Source organism: Caballeronia sp. SEWSISQ10-4 2 (genome assembly GCF_030464885.1).
Lineage (GTDB): Bacteria > Pseudomonadota > Gammaproteobacteria > Burkholderiales > Burkholderiaceae > Caballeronia.
Window position 1 is genome coordinate 140,655 of the sequence record NZ_JALPRJ010000001.1, and the last position, 19,291, is coordinate 159,945.

Annotated in this window: 19 protein-coding genes and 1 pseudogene; 12 read left to right on the plus strand and 8 right to left on the minus strand. The window is 60.4% G+C overall.

The features are described from left to right. Nucleotides 1–66 precede the first annotated feature (66 nt). Together M0D69_RS00570 and M0D69_RS00575 are read left to right on the plus strand one after the other, a co-directional pair. Nucleotides 67–1,932 carry a glycoside hydrolase family 15 protein gene (locus M0D69_RS00570; RefSeq protein ID WP_301780344.1) on the plus strand — a complete coding sequence of 622 codons (1,866 nt, stop codon included), beginning with the start codon at nt 67–69 and terminating at the stop codon, nt 1,930–1,932. Between the two features lie 456 nt (nt 1,933–2,388). Next, a complete protein-coding gene (locus tag M0D69_RS00575; protein ID WP_301780156.1) occupies nt 2,389–3,660 on the plus strand; it encodes a polyhydroxyalkanoate depolymerase in 1,272 nt (423 codons plus the stop codon). 110 nt (nt 3,661–3,770) lie between these two features. Here M0D69_RS00575 and M0D69_RS00580 read toward each other — a convergent pair whose 3' ends face one another. Beyond that, nucleotides 3,771–4,403, minus strand: a complete 633-nt coding sequence (locus M0D69_RS00580; protein ID WP_301780157.1) for a TetR/AcrR family transcriptional regulator — start codon at nt 4,401–4,403, stop codon at nt 3,771–3,773. 491 nt (nt 4,404–4,894) lie between these two features. On the opposite strand from M0D69_RS00580, the gene rsxB reads away from it, so the two are divergent. The 3 genes from rsxB to M0D69_RS00595 all read left to right on the plus strand — a co-directional run bounded on the left by rsxB (nt 4,895) and on the right by M0D69_RS00595 (nt 6,955). Continuing rightward, nucleotides 4,895–5,788, plus strand: coding sequence for an electron transport complex subunit RsxB (gene rsxB / locus M0D69_RS00585; RefSeq protein WP_301780158.1), 894 nt, complete (start codon nt 4,895–4,897; stop codon nt 5,786–5,788). 5 nt (nt 5,789–5,793) lie between these two features. Next, nucleotides 5,794–6,438, plus strand: coding sequence for an endonuclease III (nth, locus tag M0D69_RS00590; RefSeq protein WP_301780159.1), 645 nt, complete (start codon nt 5,794–5,796; stop codon nt 6,436–6,438). Between the two features lie 85 nt (nt 6,439–6,523). Next, a complete protein-coding gene (locus tag M0D69_RS00595; protein ID WP_301780160.1) occupies nt 6,524–6,955 on the plus strand; it encodes a DUF1841 family protein in 432 nt (143 codons plus the stop codon). A gap of 104 nt (nt 6,956–7,059) precedes the next feature. Here M0D69_RS00595 and M0D69_RS00600 read toward each other — a convergent pair whose 3' ends face one another. Together M0D69_RS00600 and M0D69_RS00605 are read right to left on the minus strand one after the other, a co-directional pair. Beyond that, entirely contained in the window at nt 7,060–7,440 is a 381-nt protein-coding gene (locus M0D69_RS00600) for a c-type cytochrome (protein ID WP_301780161.1), read from the minus strand. A gap of 89 nt (nt 7,441–7,529) precedes the next feature. Further along, entirely contained in the window at nt 7,530–7,895 is a 366-nt protein-coding gene (locus tag M0D69_RS00605) for a c-type cytochrome (RefSeq protein ID WP_089160670.1), read from the minus strand. Between the two features lie 366 nt (nt 7,896–8,261). Here M0D69_RS00605 and M0D69_RS00610 point away from each other — a divergent pair, with 366 nt between their 5' ends. From M0D69_RS00610 to M0D69_RS00635, 6 genes are all read left to right on the plus strand, one after another. Next, nucleotides 8,262–9,104, plus strand: coding sequence for a MoxR family ATPase (locus M0D69_RS00610; RefSeq protein ID WP_301780162.1), 843 nt, complete (start codon nt 8,262–8,264; stop codon nt 9,102–9,104). Between the two features lie 13 nt (nt 9,105–9,117). Next, the gene (locus M0D69_RS00615; RefSeq protein ID WP_301780163.1) at nt 9,118–9,729 is read left to right on the plus strand and encodes a GNAT family N-acetyltransferase; all 612 of its coding nucleotides are present in this window, start codon (nt 9,118–9,120) and stop codon (nt 9,727–9,729) included. Nucleotides 9,730–9,747: 18 nt separating this feature from the next. Continuing rightward, nucleotides 9,748–10,923, plus strand: coding sequence for a VWA domain-containing protein (locus tag M0D69_RS00620; protein ID WP_301780164.1), 1,176 nt, complete (start codon nt 9,748–9,750; stop codon nt 10,921–10,923). Nucleotides 10,924–11,065: 142 nt separating this feature from the next. Continuing rightward, nucleotides 11,066–12,253, plus strand: coding sequence for a benzoate/H(+) symporter BenE family transporter (locus M0D69_RS00625; RefSeq protein ID WP_301780165.1), 1,188 nt, complete (start codon nt 11,066–11,068; stop codon nt 12,251–12,253). A 271-nt stretch (nt 12,254–12,524) separates the two neighbouring features. Further along, nucleotides 12,525–13,478, plus strand: a complete 954-nt coding sequence (tal, locus tag M0D69_RS00630; protein WP_301780166.1) for a transaldolase — start codon at nt 12,525–12,527, stop codon at nt 13,476–13,478. 160 nt (nt 13,479–13,638) lie between these two features. Continuing rightward, nucleotides 13,639–14,055 (plus strand): VOC family protein, encoded by a 417-nt coding sequence (locus M0D69_RS00635; protein WP_301780167.1) that lies wholly within the window; start codon nt 13,639–13,641, stop codon nt 14,053–14,055. A gap of 54 nt (nt 14,056–14,109) precedes the next feature. Here M0D69_RS00635 and M0D69_RS00640 read toward each other — a convergent pair whose 3' ends face one another. The 5 genes and pseudogenes from M0D69_RS00640 to M0D69_RS00660 all read right to left on the minus strand — a co-directional run. Next, the gene (locus tag M0D69_RS00640) at nt 14,110–15,219 is read right to left on the minus strand and encodes an FUSC family protein (RefSeq protein WP_301780168.1); all 1,110 of its coding nucleotides are present in this window, start codon (nt 15,217–15,219) and stop codon (nt 14,110–14,112) included. A 142-nt stretch (nt 15,220–15,361) separates the two neighbouring features. Beyond that, nucleotides 15,362–16,912: a monocarboxylate uptake permease MctP gene (gene mctP / locus M0D69_RS00645; protein ID WP_301780345.1), complete on the minus strand. Its 1,551-nt coding sequence runs from the start codon at nt 16,910–16,912 to the stop codon at nt 15,362–15,364. Next, nucleotides 16,912–17,166 (minus strand): DUF3311 domain-containing protein, encoded by a 255-nt coding sequence (locus M0D69_RS00650; RefSeq protein WP_047896274.1) that lies wholly within the window; start codon nt 17,164–17,166, stop codon nt 16,912–16,914. The genes mctP and M0D69_RS00650 overlap by 1 nt, the downstream gene beginning before the upstream one ends. Before the next feature lie 260 nt (nt 17,167–17,426). Next, nucleotides 17,427–18,347, minus strand: coding sequence for a spermidine synthase (locus tag M0D69_RS00655; protein ID WP_301780169.1), 921 nt, complete (start codon nt 18,345–18,347; stop codon nt 17,427–17,429). Continuing rightward, nucleotides 18,344–18,451, minus strand: a pseudogene (locus M0D69_RS00660) (DNA-deoxyinosine glycosylase); the annotation flags it as partial. The pseudogene M0D69_RS00660 and the gene M0D69_RS00655, both read right to left, overlap by 4 nt. Nucleotides 18,452–18,590: 139 nt before the next feature. Between M0D69_RS00660 and M0D69_RS00665 the strand changes: the two are divergent. After that, entirely contained in the window at nt 18,591–19,286 is a 696-nt protein-coding gene (locus M0D69_RS00665) for a mobilization protein (RefSeq protein WP_301780170.1), read from the plus strand. The last annotated feature ends 5 nt before the right edge of the window (nt 19,287–19,291 follow it).

Sequence of the window (19,291 nt, forward strand, 5' to 3'; positions counted from 1 at the left end):
AGCCTGGCCCCCAACAACCACGCGGCGCCTGAACTGCGGCCGCATCGAGATCGAACGCCCAAGCCTATGCCTGCACTGATTGAGGATTACGCCCTGATTGGCGATGGCCACACCGCCGCCCTGATTTCAAAAGAGGGCTCGATAGACTGGCTATGCTGGCCGCGCTTCGATTCCGGCGCGTGTTTCGCCGCGCTGCTGGGCACGCCCGAAAACGGCCGCTGGCTGATCACCCCCGACCTGCCCGACGGCGCCGTGCCGCCTGTGATCACGCGGCGCTATCGCGGCGATACGCTGATCCTCGAAACGGACTTCGAGACGCCCGAAGGCCGGGTTTCGCTCATCGACTTCATGCCGGTCCGCGACGGTGTGTCCGACCTCGTGCGGATCGTGGTCGGCCGGCGCGGCACCGTGAAGATGAAGATGGAACTGGTGCTGCGCTTCGATTACGGTTCGTCCATTCCCTGGGTCAGCCGTCTTCCCGACGACAGCGGCATTCGCGCGATCGCCGGTCCCGATCTGTGCGTGATGCGCACGCCCATCGAACTCACGGGCGAGAACATGCGTACGGTCGGCGAATTCACCGTCACTGAAGGCGAGCGTGTGCCCTTCTCGCTCGTGTATTCGCAATCGCATTTGCGCCTGCCTCCCGCGCTCGATCCCCATACGCAATTTGCACGCACCGAAAACTTCTGGCTGGAATGGTCGGGGCGCAGCAATCTGGACGGCCGCTGGGGTCCGGCCATCCGCCGCTCGCTGATCACGCTCAAGGCGCTGGCCTATGAGCCGACGGGCGGCATCGTTGCGGCTCCGACCACATCGTTGCCGGAGCAATTGGGCGGTACGCGCAACTGGGATTACCGATACTGCTGGTTACGCGACGCCACCATTACCCTGCTCGCGCTGATGCGCAGCGGTTACTACGACGAAGCGCGCGCATGGCGCGCCTGGCTGGGGCGCGTGATGGCCGGGTCGCCAGAACAGGTGCAGATCATGTACGGCATCGCGGGCGAGCGGCGCTTGCCGGAATGGGAAGTCGACTGGCTGCCGGGCTATGAGAATTCGAAGCCGGTGCGCATAGGCAACGGCGCGGTCAACCAACTGCAACTCGATGTCTACGGCGAAGTGATGAACGCGCTGCATCTCGCGCGCGTGGGCGGCCTGCAAGCCGATGACACCGTATGGTCGATCCAGCGCGCCATGCTCAATCATCTCGACACGGTCTGGCAGGAAGCCGACGAAGGCATCTGGGAAACGCGCGGCGGGCGGCAACAATTCACCTTTTCGAAGGTCATGGCGTGGGTGGCCTACGACCGCGCGATCAAATCGGCGGAGCAGTTCAGCCTGGAAGGTCCGCTCGATCACTGGCGCAACATGCGCGCCACCATTCACGCGGACGTGTGCGAAAAGAGCTGGAATGCGTCGATGAACTCGTTCGTCCAGACCTACGGCGGCGACGATCTCGATGCCAGCTTGCTGCTGATTCCACTGCTGGGCTTTCTGCCGCCGGAAGATCCGCGTGTAATCGCAACGGTGCACGCCATTGAGCGCGATCTCACGCATGACGGGCTGGTGAAGCGTTATCACACGACGGAAGTCGCAGATGGCCTGCCACCCGGCGAAGGCACGTTCCTGGCCTGCAGCTTCTGGCTGGTCGACAATCTCGCGCTGCAAGGCCGTCTCGACGAAGCCCATGCGATGTTCGAACGTTTGCTCGGTCTGGCCAACGACGTCGGCCTGCTCGCCGAGGAATATGACACGGTCGCGAAACGTCAGGTCGGTAACTTCCCGCAAGCGTTCTCGCATGTTGCGCTCGTGCATACCGGCATGAACCTGATGCGCCACGAACAGGGTATGGCGAAGGCGACGGGCCAACCTGCACGGCGTCAGGACAAACCCTCGGGTGCGACACTCACAAAAGAAAGTAAATCGTAATGTTCTTGGAATAATTGACGGTAATTAACGAATTAGCCGCAAATTTGACGCCGGATAGCGGCATAGAGCACGTATGTTGCATTGCACAAGAGCGCATTCTTGGCTATGATCGACAAGGCTTTCCGACCGGTCGTTCAACGAATGTAATTTTGAATGGGGTTTAGTGTCACGGCTTAGCCGGCATGTGTTTCGTGTGCTGTTCCATGTTCAGCCCAGAAGGCGCAACGCCGGCTTATCCAGTCCCTGCCCCCATTTCCCGTGACCCCTCGTTCGGCAAATAAGCAACGACGAAGCAACGAATAACTGCCAGCACCAGCAACGCGGTGCGATCGACGAACTGCACGCCGAGCCGGGAGCCTGCGAAAGCCTGACCCCGGCAAGACGCCACCGCCGATAGAGGCCAACCGCCGGACACGCTCACGGACACGGGCGCTTCCGGTTTTACACAGGTCAAACATGCTCTATCAATTCCACGAATTTCAGCGGGCCTTGTTGAGCCCCCTTACGGCATGGGCGGAAGCGGCATCGAAGTCGTTCACCAATCCTTCCAGCCCGCTCGCGTATGTGCCCGGTTCCACCCGGCTCGCGGCCAGCTATGAATTGTTGTATCGCCTGGGCAAGGACTACGAAAAGCCCGAGTTCGAACTGCATCAGATCGAGAAGAACGGTCATGCCATTCCTATCGTCGAGCAGATCGTGCTGGAAAAGCCCTTCTGCCGGCTGATCCGCTTCAAGCGTTTCTCGGATGACAGCGCTACCGTCACCGAGCTCAAGACCGAACCTGTCGTGCTGGTCTGCGCTCCGCTTTCGGGCCACCACTCCACCCTGTTGCGCGATACGGTGAAGACGTTGCTGCACGACCACAAGGTCTACCTGACGGACTGGCTCGACGCGCGCATGGTGCCGCTCGAAGACGGCTCGTTCCATCTCGACGACTACGTTGAATACATCCAGGAGTTCATCCGCCAGATCGGCGCGAAGGACCTGCACGTGATCTCGGTATGCCAGCCGACCGTGCCGGTGCTCGCCGCGATCTCGCTGATGGCCAGCCGCGGCGAAGACACGCCGCGCACCATGACCATGATGGGCGGCCCGATCGACGCACGCCGCAGCCCGACGTCGGTGAACTCGCTCGCGAGCGAACATTCATATGAATGGTTCGAGAACAACGTGATCCACACGGTGCCGGCGAACTATCCGGGTGTAGGCCGCAAGGTGTATCCGGGCTTTCTTCAGCACGCAGGCTTCGTGGCAATGAATCCCGAGCGCCACGTGACCGCGCATTGGGACTTCTATCAGAACCTGATGCGTGGCGACGACGAAGATGCGGAGCAGCATCGCCGCTTCTACGACGAATACAACGCCGTGCTCGACATGGACGCCGACTACTACCTTGACACCATCCGTGTCGTATTCCAGGAATTTCGCCTGGCCGAAGGCACGTGGGACGTGAACGGTGAACTGGTACGCCCGCAGGACATCAAGAACACGGCGCTGCTGACCATTGAAGGCGAACTCGACGACATCTCCGGCAGCGGCCAGACGCGTGCGGCGCACGACCTGTGCACCGGTATCCCGGCGAAGAACAAACGCCACTACATGGCGGAGAAGGCCGGCCACTACGGCATTTTCTCGGGACGCCGCTGGCGCACGATGGTGTATCCGCAACTGCGTGAATTCATTCTCACGCACGACAAAGCGCCGAAGAAGGAAGCTGTCCCGGCTTGATTTAGTTGACCGTCGGGAATTAATTGGCACGACAAAACACGCCGCGCGTTTTCATTTAGCGTGGCGTGTTTTCGTTTGTGGGCGCCCTCTGCGGCGAGGGCGCCGATGCGTCAGCGCCTCAGCAAATAGGCGAGCAGCAATTCCGTATTCATCTTGATGATTTCATCGCGTTCGGCGTCGCGGCTGAAGTCGAGTCCGAACGTGGCTTCGAGCGTGAATCGATTCGATACGATGTAGTACCCAAGACCCGACAAGGTCACGTAAAAGCGCAGCGGGTCGACGTTATTGCGAAATAGTCCGGCGTGCTGACCACGCTCGAGAATCCTCGCGAGCGTGGCGACCACCGGCGAAATCAACTCGCGAATGCGCGTGGAACCCTTTATGTAGCGGGCTTCGTGCAGATTCTCGTTATTGATGAGACGCAAGAGTTCGGGGTGCTCACGATAGTAATCCCAGATGAAATGCGCCAGTTGCGTCATGGCTTCCACGGGTGCAACGCCATCCAGGTCGAGCGTCTTTTCGGCTTCGGTGAGCGCGGCAAACGCGTGCTCCAGCACGGCCGTGAATAACTGTTCCTTGCTGCCGAAGTAGTAGTACAGCATTCGCTCGTTGGTTTCGGCACGGCGGGCGATTTGGTCGACACGCGCACCAAACAAGCCGCCCGCAGCAAATTCCTCTGCGGCGGCAAGCAGGATTCGGCGACGTGTACCCTCAGGATCTCTTTTGATTTTTGGCTGGTTCATGGTGGCTTTGTGATCGACAAACCGCGTTTTCCGGATAGCGTCACGCGTTCCCGTGTCCTTAGGAAGCGTGCGATGGATCGGTTACGCCAACGTGATTGGGGGATACCGTCCTGCAGTCAATCGAAAGCGATTTGATTATGTGCACATCGCTGGCATGTTGGCAATTGGGAATGATTGGGAACAGCTTGAAATTCGGCGATAATGCCGCTTCCCGTGCAACGGTTGGAAACGCTCGACATGACGTCAAAAACGAGCGCAAACCTGAGCGTTCGACATGTCTCCACGTGCCGTCGCCGGGTGTGGATCGAACAAGTTGCGCCAATGGTCAATCGTCTGTTTTGTCCCACCCGCCGGGTGCGTCGCGTATGCTCGCGTTTGCCCTCGTAGGTGCTCCACGCGCTCGGCCAGCGCCCGCTGCACGGACCGTTCGCATTGCACACGGTCGCGCCAACTTGTGAGCCCGCCCGTGCCGCCTTCCCCAAGCCGTTAATGTGATTGTAGTGACTGCAACCTCCCCCAAGACTCTCGCCGACCAGATTGAAGACCGGCTGCCTCAGACGCAATGCACCAAATGCGGCTATCCCGCTTGCCGGCCGTATGCGCAGGCGATTGCGGCAGGCGAGGCAAACTACAACCAGTGCCCGCCGGGCGGACAGGAAGGCGTGGCGCGCCTGGCCAGTTTGCTCGGCAAGCCCGTGATCCCGCTCAACCCGGACAACGGTGTCGAACGGCCGCGGCCGCTGGCGATCATCGATGAAAGCCTGTGCATCGGCTGCACGCTGTGTATGCAAGCGTGTCCGGTGGATGCAATCGTCGGCGCGGCAAAGCAGATGCACACGATCATCCCCGAGCTTTGCACCGGCTGCGACCTATGCGTGCCGCCCTGCCCGGTCGATTGCATCGCGATGGTCCCGGTTACCGACGATAAAACCGGCTGGGACGCATGGAGCCAGCGCGAGGCCGACGCGGCGCGCGAGCGGCACGATCAGCGGCAAGCGCGGCTAGAACGCGAACGCGACGCGGCCGAAGCGCGCAAGGCGGCGCGTGTGGCTGAGTCGGACAGATCGGTTGCATCGAAGGCGGCTGAGCCATCCGGCGATCAGCCCGCAACGCAAACCGGCGCTGCTGCCGACGACGATGCCCAGGCAAAAAAGCGCGCCATCATCCAGGCTGCCATGGACCGTGCGCGAAAGAAGAAAGAGGAACTGGCCAAACTCGGCGCGGGGCCGAAAAACACCGACGCGGTCAGCCCGGAAGTTCAGGCACAGATCGATGCTGCTGAAGCCCGGCGGCGGCGTCTCGGCATGACTCGCCCGGATGAAGACAAAAGTTCGACGCCTGCCGTCGACCCTGACCATGAACCTGGTAACGATAACAACGCCTGAACACGATGAACCCGAAAAAACGCCTTGCGATCTTCGAGACGCTGCAAAGCCTGAACCCGCATCCGACCACCGAACTCGAGCACGAGTCGCCCTTCGAGTTGCTAATCTCTGTAATGCTCTCGGCGCAAGCCACCGATGTCTCCGTGAACAAGGCCATGCGGCGCATGTACCCGATTGCCAATACACCGGCCAAGGTGTTGGCGCTCGGAGAAGAAGGCGTGACGGAGTACATCAAGACCATCGGGTTGTATCGGACGAAAGCGAAGAACGTGATCGCTACGTGCCGGATTCTCATCGAGCAATACGGCGGCGAAGTGCCGGACAATCGCGAGGCGCTCGAAGCGCTGCCGGGCGTCGGGCGCAAGACGGCAAACGTGATTCTGAATACGGCATTCGGCCATCCGACCATCGCTGTCGACACGCATATCTTTCGCGTATCGAATCGAACCGGATTGGCGCCGGGCAAAGACGTGCGCGCGGTGGAAACGGCACTGGAAAAGTTCGTCCCCGATGAATTCAAACAAGACGCGCATCACTGGCTGATCCTGCACGGCCGTTATGTCTGCCGGGCACGTGTGCCGCAATGCTGGCATTGCGCAATCGAGCCGCTGTGCGAGTACCGGCCCAAGACGCCGGCGCCCATTGAATGATCGAGTGGGCGTGTTCCGAGCGACCGCTATGGATGCAGCTTAAAATGGGCCTTTGAAAACGACACCCGCAAGCGACGCACCCACCATGTTCAACCCCAGCCGCGACGAAGTTCGCCAATTTTTCACCGACACCTGGCGCAAGCAGCGCGAAGGTGGCGTCCTGACGCCGCTCGAGAGCATTGCGGCGGACTGGATCGGCGAGCATCCGGAATATCAGCAAGAACTCGCCGATCCTGACGTGGCCCAAGCCGATTACTCGCCCGATCAGGGCAAGAGCAACCCGTTCCTGCATTTATCGATGCATCTTGCCATCACCGAACAACTCTCCATCGATCAGCCGCCCGGCATCCGGCGCGCGCATGAACGGCTGGTCGGACGGATGGGTTCGACGCACGACGCGCAGCACGCGATCATGGAATGCCTTGGGCAGATCATTTGGGAATCACAGCGCAACAACACGCCGCCGGATACGGACGCGTACCTTGCGCTGATCGAACAGCGGGCATCGCGAGACTAAAAGCCGAAGCCTGAACGTTGAATCAAAAACAAAAACGAAAACACCCCGCATTGAGCGGGGTGTTTTTTCATGCGCAGACAACCGGACGATGACCCGGGCGATATTTACTTCTTCACAACCAGATCGCCCTGCAACGATTCGATATACGCCGAGATGTCTTTCAGATCGCTTTGCGACAAGCTTTGCACCTGCGCCGCCATGATGGCGTTGTTGCGGCCGAAGTTCGGATTGCCGTTGCCCATCTGGTACTGGCGCAGCGCCCAATAGAGGTAGTCGGCATGCTGGCCTGCGAGCTTCGGATATTCCGCGCTCACCGGCTTGTTCAGATTCGGGCCGTGGCAGGCCGCGCAATTGTGGGCTTCGGCGAGCACCTTGCCGTTGCCTGCATCGGCTGCCTGCGCCGGCTGCATGGCCAGAACGCCGATCGCGCCGATCAGCGCGGCTGCCGTGCATGCTGTCTTCAACACTGTGTCGAGTGCCTTCATGAATTCTCCTATCCGCGATTAGTGAAAAGCCGGGTGACGGGCGCCCTCGAGTCTTGCGATCAGATTCGGGCAGACTCGGGCGCAGCGGATCACTTGTCGGGATTGTTCTTCGAAGAGGGGGTTTGCGCGGCGTAATACGCAGCGATGTCGGCGATATCCTGATCGGTCAGCGTGGTTGCTATGCCATGCATCGTCTCGAAGTGGCGATCGCCCTTTTTGTAGGCATGCAGCGCGTTCTCGATATAGCGGGCGCTTTGGCCGCCGAGCATCGGAACCCGGTACACCTCGGGATACGCGGTGCGGTAACCGGGGATGCCGTGGCACCCGATACACATCGCAACCTTGCCCTGGGCTGCTTTCGCGTTGCCCACGACATCGGCGGATGCCTGTGTCGCGAAGCCGGCAAGCCCCGACAGCGCTGCGATCACGGCACATTTGCCGACGAATTTATTCATAGCTTCTAACCTGGCATGAGGGGAAATCCGGCACCTTGGACGCCTGGCGTTCCGGGACTTTCTCGGGACTGGTCAAACGGACGAGCGCTAAACCACGATGCTGCGAGCGCCGATCCGGTTTCCAGCCACGCGGGCCAAAAAAATCGCGCTAATTGTACCGCGCGACCTACCCTCCGTCCACCGGCCGCAGCGGGTTGGGCCGCATCGCGCAAGGCCGTGGCGCTTGAGGCCCCGGGGACTGCGACAATCTGCCCGATGGACATTTAGCTTTCACCTTCCTCGGTCGGCTGACGGGGGTTCGGCCAGCGGCGCTGGCAAAACCCTTCTGACTTATACTGCAATTTTTCCTTCTCCGAGGGACGTGTCATGCGTTTTGAAGGTTCATCGCAATACGTCGCCACCGACGATCTCAAGCTCGCCGTCAACGCCGCCATCACCCTGCAGCGCCCGCTGCTCATCAAGGGCGAGCCTGGCACCGGCAAGACGATGCTGGCCGAGGAAGTCGCCGCCGCGCTCGGCATGCCGCTCCTGCAATGGCACATCAAGTCGACCACCAAGGCGCAGCAGGGCCTCTACGAGTACGACGCGGTCTCGCGCCTGCGCGATTCCCAGCTCGGCGACGAACGCGTGAAGGACATCCGCAATTACATCGTCAAGGGCGTGCTGTGGCAGGCCTTCGATGCCGATGAACCCGGCGTGCTGCTGATCGATGAAATCGACAAAGCGGATATCGAGTTTCCCAACGACCTGTTGCGCGAGCTCGACCGGATGGAGTTCTATGTGTACGAGACCCACGAGCTGGTGAAGGCGAAACACCGGCCGCTGGTGATCATCACATCGAACAACGAGAAAGAGCTGCCCGACGCGTTCCTGCGCCGCTGCTTTTTCCACTACATCAAATTCCCCGAACCCACGACGATGAAGGAAATCGTCGAGGTGCATTTTCCGGGCATCAAGCAGGAATTGCTCGCCGCCGCGATGCAAAGTTTCTTCGAGTTGCGCAATGTGTCGGGGCTGAAGAAGAAACCGTCGACATCGGAATTGCTCGACTGGCTGAAGCTGCTGCTGGCAGAAGACATTGGCCCGGAAGCGCTGCGCTCCACCGATCAGAAGCAGATTATCCCGCCGCTGCACGGCGCATTGCTCAAGAACGAACAGGACCTGAGCCTGTTCGAGCGCCTGCTGTTCATGAACCGCAACAACCGTTGAAAAGGCTGCAAGCATGAGCCGCTGGATCGAACCGGTTACGCTGGAAGGCAAGCACGTGAGGCTCGTGCCGCTCGCGCGCGAGCATCAGGACGCACTCGCCAACGCCGCCTCGGACGGCGAGTTGTGGACGCTCTGGTACACGAGCGTACCCTCGCCCGACACAATCGCCGCATGGATGGACACGGCGCTCGCCATGCGCGATTCAGCCGGCGCTCAACCGTTCACCATCATCGACGTGAAAACGGGCGACGTGATCGGCAGCACGCGTTATATGAATGTTGAAGCGGCGCATCGGCGGCTCGAGATTGGCAGCACGTGGTACGCGAAACGCGTGCAGCGCACGGCGATCAACACCGAAGCCAAGCTGCTCCTGCTTTCGTATGCGTTCGATACGCTCAAGACCATCGCCGTGGAGTTCCGGACGCACTTCATGAACCGGCAATCGCGTGCGGCTATCGCGCGGCTGGGAGCGAAGGAGGACGGGATTCTGCGCAATCACCAGATCGGCCGCGACGGTATTTACCGCGATACGGTGGTGTTTTCGATTATCGAGTCCGAATGGCCGGCCGTGCGCGCAAATCTGCTCGCGAAACTCGAATCCCGGCCCGAATTCCGGCTCGATTGATTGGGCAAGGAGCCCGGCATGCTGATCGACTTTTTCTATTCCCTGCGCGGCGCCAAGTTACCGGTTTCGGTAAAGGAATACCTGACGCTGCTCGAAGCGCTCAAGGCCAAGGTAATCGGGCCTTCTATCGACGAATTCTATTTTCTCGCGCGCATGACGCTGATCAAGGACGAGAAATACTTCGATAAATTCGACCAGGCGTTCGGCGCGTATTTTCACGGCATCGCGGCGCTGGATGAAGATGCGTTCGACGTTCCGCTCGACTGGCTCAAAAAACGCCTGGAGCGGGACTTCACGCCGGAAGAAAAACGTCAGATCGAAGCGCTTGGCGGTATCGATAAATTGATGGAACGCCTGAAGCAACTTCTCGACGAGCAGAATGAACGGCACGAAGGCGGCAGCAAGTGGATTGGTTCAGGCGGAACGTCGCCGTTCGGAAATGGCGGGTTTAACCCCGAAGGGATTCGCATTGGCGGAGATTCCGCGGGGAATCGAACGGCCGTTAAAGTTTGGGATGAACGCGCGTATAAGGATTACGACGATCAGGTCGAGATCGGAACGCGCAATATCAAAGTGGCATTACGGCGCTTGCGGCGTTTCGCACGCGAAGGCGCCGCCGATGAACTCGATCTCCCCGACACCATTCGCAGTACCGCAGCCAATGCGGGCTGGCTCGATCTGAAGATGGTGCCGGAGCGCCATAACAACGTGAAGGTCCTGATGCTGCTCGATGTAGGCGGCTCAATGGACGATCACATCAAGCGCGTTGAAGAACTCTTTTCCGCGGCTAAGTCGGAGTTCAAGCATCTCGAGTTTTATTACTTCCATAACTGCGTGTACGACTATCTCTGGAAAAACAATCGGCGACGCCATGGAGAGCGCACAGCTACTTTTGATGTGCTGCACAAATTCTCGCCCGATACAAAGCTGATTTTTGTCGGCGATGCAACCATGAGCCCGTACGAGGTTGTGCAACCCGGTGGCTCGGTCGAGTACAACAATGCCGAGGCCGGCGCGGTCTGGTTAAGGCGGCTCGCCGATCAGTATCCCCATTTTGCCTGGCTCAATCCGGAGCCGGAAAGGCTGTGGGAATATCGGCAATCGGTATCGATTATCCGGCAAATACTTGGCGGCAGAATGTTCGGCCTTACGCTCGCGGGACTGGAAAGTGCGATGCGGGCGCTTTCTAAATAACCGGCGGTTGTCACGCGCGATTCAGCGCCCCTTTCAGCTTTATTTGTCAGCTTTCAAGTGGCTCGGCAATTTCTTTTCAGACTGTCACTGCCCTTCAGGCTTTTTGGCACGTACGATCTGCGATCGCCCCCCGAGGTTCCGCATGAATCCGCCCGCCACGACCTTCCGCCCCCTCGCTGACTCGTCGCTCTCCGCCCTCGTCGCGGGTTTTGTCGCCATGATGACGGGCTATACCAGTTCGCTCGTCATCATTTTCCAGGCCGGGCGCGCCGCTCATCTCTCCGATGCCCAGATTTCCTCCTGGATCTGGGCGCTCTCCATGGGCATGGCCGTCTGCACGATCGGCCTCTCGCTGAAGTTTCGCGCGCCCATCGTCGCCGCCTGGTCGACACCCGGCGCCGCGCTGCTCGTGACGTCGCTGCCGAATGTGGCGTATCCCGATGCAATCGGCGCTTTCATCGTCTGCGCGGTGCTGCTGAGCGCCGTGGGACTCACCGGCTGGTTCGATACGCTCATGCGGAAAATTCCCGCCGGTATCGCCGCCGCGCTGCTGGCCGGGATCCTGTTCGAGATCGGCATCGAAATATTCAGGGCCGCGCAGTTCCAGACCGCCCTCGTCCTGTCGATGTTCTTCACCTATCTGATCGTGAAACGCCTCGCGCCCCGCTACGCGATTCTCATGACGCTTGTGATCGGTATCGTGGCGGCCGGAGCGCTCGGTTTACTCGATTTCAGCCAGTTCCACGTCGCGCTCGCCCGTCCCGTTTTCACGATGCCGCACTTCTCGCTCGCGGCGGCCATCAGTATCGGCGTGCCATTGTTCGTGGTCGCCATGGCCTCCCAAAACGTGCCCGGCATCGCCGTGCTGCGGGCGGACGGCTACACCACGCCGTCCGCGCCGCTAATCGCCACAACCGGCCTTGCGTCGCTTCTGCTCGCGCCGTTTGGCTCCCACGGGGTCAATCTGGCCGCCATCACGGCCGCCATCTGCACCGGCCGCGAAGCTCACGAAGACCGCTCCCGGCGCTATATGGCCGCCGTCTGGTGCGGGATTTTTTATCTCCTCGCCGGCGTATTCGGTGCGACCATCGCCGCCTTGTTCGCCTCGATGCCCAAAGCGCTCGTGGTGTCGGTCGCCGCGCTGGCCTTGTTCGGCTCGATCATGAGCGGCCTCACCAACGCCATGAGCGACCTGCGGCAACGCGAAGCCGCCCTCGTCACGTTCATGGTCACCGCGTCGGGGCTGACGCTGCTGTCGATTGGCTCGGCGTTCTGGGGCCTGGTGGCGGGCATCGTCACGCAGATTGTGCTCAACGCGCACCGGGCGTAGATTTATCGTATCGACGCGAAATGTTCACGCGGCGAACGTGTAATAGACGCACCGTATGCGAGCGGGCAATCCGGCGCCCGAACGCAGCAAGCACGACCGTGAACGGCGCCGTACTCTGCGCCAAATGGCGCGGCAGGAATAGAATGGCAATCTTGGGCGAGCCGCTCGCCAGTTGTTTTGGCACAGCATCCGCACCGGCGGCCTCGCAAAACCCTTTCACCCGCGGGCATTCCGCATCTTTGACAACGGCACAACGCGCCGAAGACCAGATATGACCACCGCTCTCGACCAGCTCAAGCAATACACCACCGTTGTCGCCGACACCGGCAACTTCCAGCAACTCGGCGAGTTCAAGCCGCAAGACGCGACCACGAACCCGTCGCTGATCCTCAAGGCTGTCCAGAACGACGCGTACAAGCCGCTGCTGGAGAAGACCGTCAAGGAGCACGCGAGCAAGCCGATGAGCCAGATCATCGACCAGTTGCTGATCGCGTTCGGCAAGGAAATCCTGACGATCGTCCCGGGCCGCGTATCGACGGAAGTCGACGCCCGCCTGTCGTTCGACATCAAAGGTTCCATCGCCAAGGGCCGCGACATCATCAAGCTGTACGAAGACTCGGGCATTGACCGCAAGCGCATCCTGGTCAAGCTGGCGTCCACGTGGGAAGGCATCCGCGCGATGGAAACGCTTCAGAAGGAAGGCATCCACTGCAACATGACGCTGCTGTTCTCGACCGCGCAAGCCGCGGCCGCGGCGGACGCCGGCGCGCAACTGATCTCGCCGTTCGTCGGCCGGATCTACGACTGGTACAAGAAGTCGGCCGGCGCGGACTGGGACGAAGTCAAGATGGGCGGCGCGAACGATCCGGGCGTGCAGTCGGTGCGCAAGATCTATGCGTACTACAAGAAGTTTGGCTACAAGACCGAAGTGATGGGCGCGAGCTTCCGCACGGTGAACCAGATCACGGAACTGGCCGGCTGCGACCTACTCACCATCAGCCCGGACCTGCTGAAAAAGCTCGCCGATAGCAACGAAAAAGTCGAGCGCAAGCTGTCGCCGGAAGCGGTCGCGAACGACCCGGTAAGCAAGATCGAAATCGATGAATCGAGCTTCCGCTTCCTCGTCAACGACGACGCCATGGCCACCGAAAAGCTCGCAGAAGGCATCCGCGCGTTCGCCGCCGATGCAGTCAAACTCGAGAAATTGATCGAAGCGCTGAAGTAATTTCGCGACTGTAAATCGGCTCTGGAAACGGGCGTCGGCGCTATTTCGCCGGCGCCTTTTTTTATGCGGATCGAGGCCATGCGGTGCGTTTGCAGCCCTCGGACGTGGGCTAGACTTTTGGCACGGGCGGCTTGGCTGCCCGACACACCAGGAGTTGCCAATGCGTCTCGAACCCTATCTGTTCTTCAACGGCCGCACTGAAGAAGCGCTCAAGTTCTACCAAAAAGCCATCGGGGCGGAAACGCTGTCGGTGCTGCATTTCAAGGACTCCCCCGAGGGCGTGAACGCCACACCCGAATGGCAGGACAAGATCATGCACGCCACGTTCAGGATAGGGCCGAGCGTGATCATGGCGTCCGACGGCGTGGACGCCGCGCCCCAGGTGTTCTCCGGATTCAGCATTTCAATCGCCGCCGACGACATCGAATCCGGCCAGAGGATGTTCGATGCCCTTAGCGTTGGCGGCGACGTGCGGATGGCCTGGCAACCGACCTTCTGGACGAGCGGTTTCGGCATGGTCTCCGACAGGTTCGGGATGCCGTGGATGGTGACCGTCATGGACGAACTGGGGACATGACGCAACGTGTGACGATCGCTGCACAGGCAGCACGTAAGGCCTGACACATTCGATTTATCGATGAAACGGCTGCGCGCCCTCGATGTTCCATTGCCGCTCGATTTCGATCAGCCGCAAGCGCAGCCGGTCCACCTGTTCTGCCAGCCGTTGCGCGAGCCAGTACGGCCCCTGTAAATCGGGCGCGAGGTCCGCGGCAACACCCGTGGCCCGCTCCAGTCGAGCAGCCGCTGCGGGAGAACCGCTCGCGGCATGCAGCAAACCCACACGCCCAAAACGCAGCGCGCGTGCCATCAGCAGCAACGTGTGCCGCACCGCGCGCTCTTCTGCATGGCCGCTCGCGAGAAGCCCCGGCGCGTCGTGCGGCATGGCTCCCGCCATCATTTCGAGCGCGGTGAGAATCGACCGGTGCTGGCGCTGGATATCGTCGAGCACGGCAACCGGCACATTGATCTCCTTTGCCACCGACGCCAGCAACGAACGCGACGCGACCAGCCTTGCGTTCATCGTGAGCAATTGTTTCGTCAGGGTTTCGTTGGGCATCGGCCGCCCGTCGACGATCGCGCCATAAATCCGCGCGCTGTCGCGCATGTTGTCGGCGAGCCGGTAACGCCATGAATAGGTCGCGTATTGCGGCAGCACGAACGAAAACGCGAGCGCGATCACAATCCCGATCAGCACCGTCAAGGTGCGCCACAGGCCGACTTCGATAGACAGATCACCATGTCCCGCGACGATGATCGTCGTGATGGCCGTCAGCAACGCGATATATCCCGGCTTGCCGATGGCGTGATACGCGCAGACGCCCGCTATCACCGCCAGCAGCACATACGTGATCATGGTCGAATGGGTGGCCGATTGCAGCAGAATCAGCCCGAGGCCCAGCGACGCGCCAAGCAGCGTGCCGACCGCGCGCTCCGCGGCTTTCTTGCGGATATTGCCGTGATGCTGCAAGCCGCCGATCACCACCAGCAAGGTCACCGACGACCACTCGCCATGCGGAATATTGATACCCGACGTCAGCGCAATCGACGCAAGCATGGCCAGCGCCACGCGCGCCCCGTGCAGATATTTGGCGTAGCGATAACGAAAATACGGCGAGCCCAGCACGTGCAGTAAGCGCCGCGCCTGGCTGCGGTGAGGTTTGGTCGTATCGGTCGAGGACATGCGGCTCCGGTTAGCCTGGCGAGCAAAAAGCTGATGAAAACGGGACTCGGAAAACAAAACGCCCGCAACATCCGTTACGGGCGTTTTACCAGCTTTCTTGAGACAACGGGGTGGATCGCCCGTTTTCCCTTTCCCTCTCGGATCAGGTTTCCGCGACGTCCAGATAATCCTCGGGACTCGTACGGTCATCCGACCGCTTCAGGCCGATCACGCGCACCAGGACGCTCACCACGATCGATACCACGAGGTTCACGACCAACGCCCACACAGCGGCGTAACCAGGAATCGCGTAACCGAACAGGTGGATCGTGAAGATGGAGCTGGCCAGTTTCAGCGACACCGCCATCCACGTACCTGCAGCAATACCCACAGCCCAGCCCAGCAGCAAACCACGGTGATCGAGAACCCGCGTATAAAGCCCAAGCACCAGCGCCGGCAGCGTCTGGATGATCCAGATCCCGCCGAGCAGTTGCAACTGAATAGCGTACGTCAGCGGCAATGCAAGAATAAACACGACGGCGCCCACCTTCACCAGCAGCGACACCAGCTTGGCGACGTTGGTTTCCTGCTCCGGCGTCATCTTCGTGTTCACGAACTCCCGATGCACGTTGCGCGTGTACAGGTTGGCCGCTGCAATCGACATGATCGCCGCGGGCACCAGCGCGCCGATACCGATCGCCGCAAACGCCACGCCCACGAACCACGACGGGAAGAAGTGCAGGAACAGCGCCGGGACCGCGAAGTTCGAACCGTACGCCTTGAAGTACGGTGCGAATTCCGGCATGTCCTTCACGCCCGATGCCAGCGCCATGTAACCCAGCAGCGCGAGCAGGCCGAGCACGAGCGAGTAAGCCGGCAAGAGCGCCATGTTGCGGCGGATCGTGTTGCCCGACTTCGACGACAACACCGCCGTCACCGAGTGCGGATACAGGAACAGCGCGAGCGCCGACCCAACCGCTAACGTTGCATAGGCGCTATAGCCGTTCAGGCTCGATGCATCCGGTGCCTTCAGCAGGATCTTGGCCGGATCGACATGGCTGAAGATCGCGCCGAAACCGCCGAGTTGCGCCGGGATGATGATCATCGCGGCGATGATCGTGATGTAGATCAGCACGTCCTTCACGACCGCGATCATGGCCGGCGCGCGCAGGCCCGACGTGTACGTGTACGCAGCAAGAATCGCGAACGCGATAATCAGCGGCAGGTCACCGATGAAGCCCGTCGTATCGAAACCGAGCGCGCCAATCACCACTTCAATACCGACAAGCTGCAACGCGATATACGGCATCGTCGCGACAATCCCCGTCACGGCGATAGCCAGCGCCAGCATGCGGCTGTTGTAGCGCGCGTGCACGAAGTCGGCGGCGGTGACATAGCCGAATTTCTTCGAGATCGCCCACAGCTTCGGGAACACGACGAACGCGAACGGATAGATCAGGATGGTGTACGGCAGCGCGAAGAAGCCGGTAGCGCCAGCGCCGAATACGAGCGCGGGAACCGCGACGAACGTGTACGCCGTATAAAGATCGCCGCCCAGCAGGAACCACGTGACGATCGTGCCGAAGCGACGGCCGCCGAGGCCCCATTCATCGAGCTGTCCGAGATCGGCCTTGCGCCAGTGAGCGGCCACAAAGCCAAGAATCGTCACGCCGATAAAAAACAGGACGAAGACGAAGGTTGCGGTGGAGTTCATCATCGCGGGCTCCCGGGTGTGAGCTTGGGAACATCGTGGATGGGTTTGGTCTTCATATAGACCACCGCCGTAATTGCCGCGCTGATCAACACCCAGAGCAACTGATACCAGTAGAAAAACGGAAAGCCCCAGAGCACCGGTTCAATCTTGTTGTAAAACGGCACCCAGACGACTCCGATCCAGGGAAGAACCAGCAGCCAGAGCCACTGCTTGTTGCGGACTTGACCCGTGGCGGTCACCGCTTCTTGAGCCATGACGGCCTCCTCTTTTCTCTTGAAATATGCTTCCAGACTGTTGCTCTGCGCGGATCTCGCGGTAAAGCTCAGTCTAATAGCGCCCCGAAATAACACGTGGAGTATATGGACGCGTAAAAGTGGGTCAAGCAGGGCGAACCCGAACCGTAATGACTGAAGAAAGCACTATGTAATACTCGCTTTCTTTCGTGGTCCGGCTTGTCGCGGGTTCATTCCTCGTCGTTCGTCGTCCTTCGTCGTCGCTCGTCGCTCGTCAGCGGCTAGATCGAAAAGCTCGCTGCGTTTTCCGCGCCCGCGCTGATCGACAGGCCCTTCACCCATTCACGCGCCGGCAGCTTCAATTCCTTCTCGATCAGCTTCGCCCGCTTTTCAAGCTGCGCATACGTCACGTCGAGTTCCGGGCCGGCGAACGCGATGGCAATGCGGTTGCCGTCGTGGACTTCGGGCAGCGCGATCACGCGGCCATCGAAGGCTTCGTTCAGGCGCTTCATGTTGCGCACGAAGCTCGGATGATCGCCGAACAGGTTGACCGTCACCATGCCCGCCGGCGCTGTCAGGCAAGCCCGGCAGGCGCGATAGAACGCCAGGCTGTCGAGCACGGGGCCGCGCGCGGTGGCATCGTAGACATCGATTTGCAGCGCACCGATCGTGCCGTGATTCGAACGATCGTTGACGAAATCCCACGCGTCTTGCTCGTGGACAGTGAGACGGGCGTCGTCGTTGGGCAGCTCGAACATCGTGCGCGCCGCTATCACGACGGACGGGTTCAGTTCGACCGCTTCCACCTTCGCGCGCTTGAGGAACGCGTGCGCAAACTTCGTCAGCGCTGCCGAGCCGAGACCGAGCTGCACAATGCGCTTCGGCGTTTCGATGAACAACAGCCACGCCATCATCTGCTGCGCGTATTCAAGCTCGATATGGTTCGGCTTCTTCAGACGCATTGCGCCCTGCACCCATTCCGTGCCGAAATGCAGGAAACGCACGCCGTCCTCTTCCGAGAACGTCACCGGCGCGAAACGCGGTTTGCGGGGGACATCGATGCGCGGCGCGTCGTCGAGATCGTCGTCGCGCTCGCGCTTGAAGCGCTTGCCTTGCTTCTTGTCTTGTTTGTCGAGCCTGGCTTGGCGCTTGCCGCCGAACGCGCGGGCTTCCGCCGACGCGCGTTTGATTAATTGGGTCATTTAAGGATGTCGCGCCAGATGCGCAATTTTTGAACGAACGAGAGGATAGCATTCGCGGAACTCGACGACGGCAGCACGAGGGATTCATCGCCCGCCGCGCGAAGGCTCGAGACCTTCGACAATAACGCGGCGCACTGTACTCACGCATTTCTTTTCCGTGTAGCCTGTTTCGCTGTTTCGTCACCGAAACCTGATATTTTTTCTCTTCGACCTGACCCGCTCCACGATAGGAAATCTGCAGAAATGAGCTATATCCACTTCATTGGTGGCGAAAAAGGCGGCGTTGGCAAATCGCTTGTCGCCCGCGTACTGGCGCAGCACTTTATCGATCGTAGCGTGCCGTTCCTGGGCTTCGACACAGACAAATCACACGGCGCGCTGTTGCGGTTCTATGCAGACTTTGCGGCCCCAGCCGTACTCGATCAGCACGACAGCCTCGATCACATCATCGAATACGCGGTTGAAGATCCGCAGCGGCGCATTCTGGTCGACCTCGCTGCCCAGACCCAGCAGTCGCTTGCCAAATGGCTCGACGATTCAGACGTGCTCGGTCTTGCTGAAGAACATGGCCTGACGCTGACCTGGTGGCACGTCATGGACGCAGGACGCGATTCAGTCGATCTGCTGCGCCAGTGGCTCGACCAGTTCGGTGGACGGCTCAAGCTGGTGCTCGTCCTGAATGAAATCCGCGGCGATCGTTTCGACATACTGGACGCGTCCGGCGAACGCGAGCGCGCCGAAGCACTTGGAGCGAGCGTGATTGCCTTGCGTCGCCTGCCCGATACAACCATGCAAAAGATCGATCAGCAAAGCTCGAGCTTCTGGGCAGCGGTCAATCACCCCGACCGTGCCGCCACCGGGCTGGGCCTGCTTGAGCGGCAGCGTGTCAAAGTGTGGCTGAATCGCGCTTATGGGGAAATGAACAAGCTCGCGTTGTAGGGTTG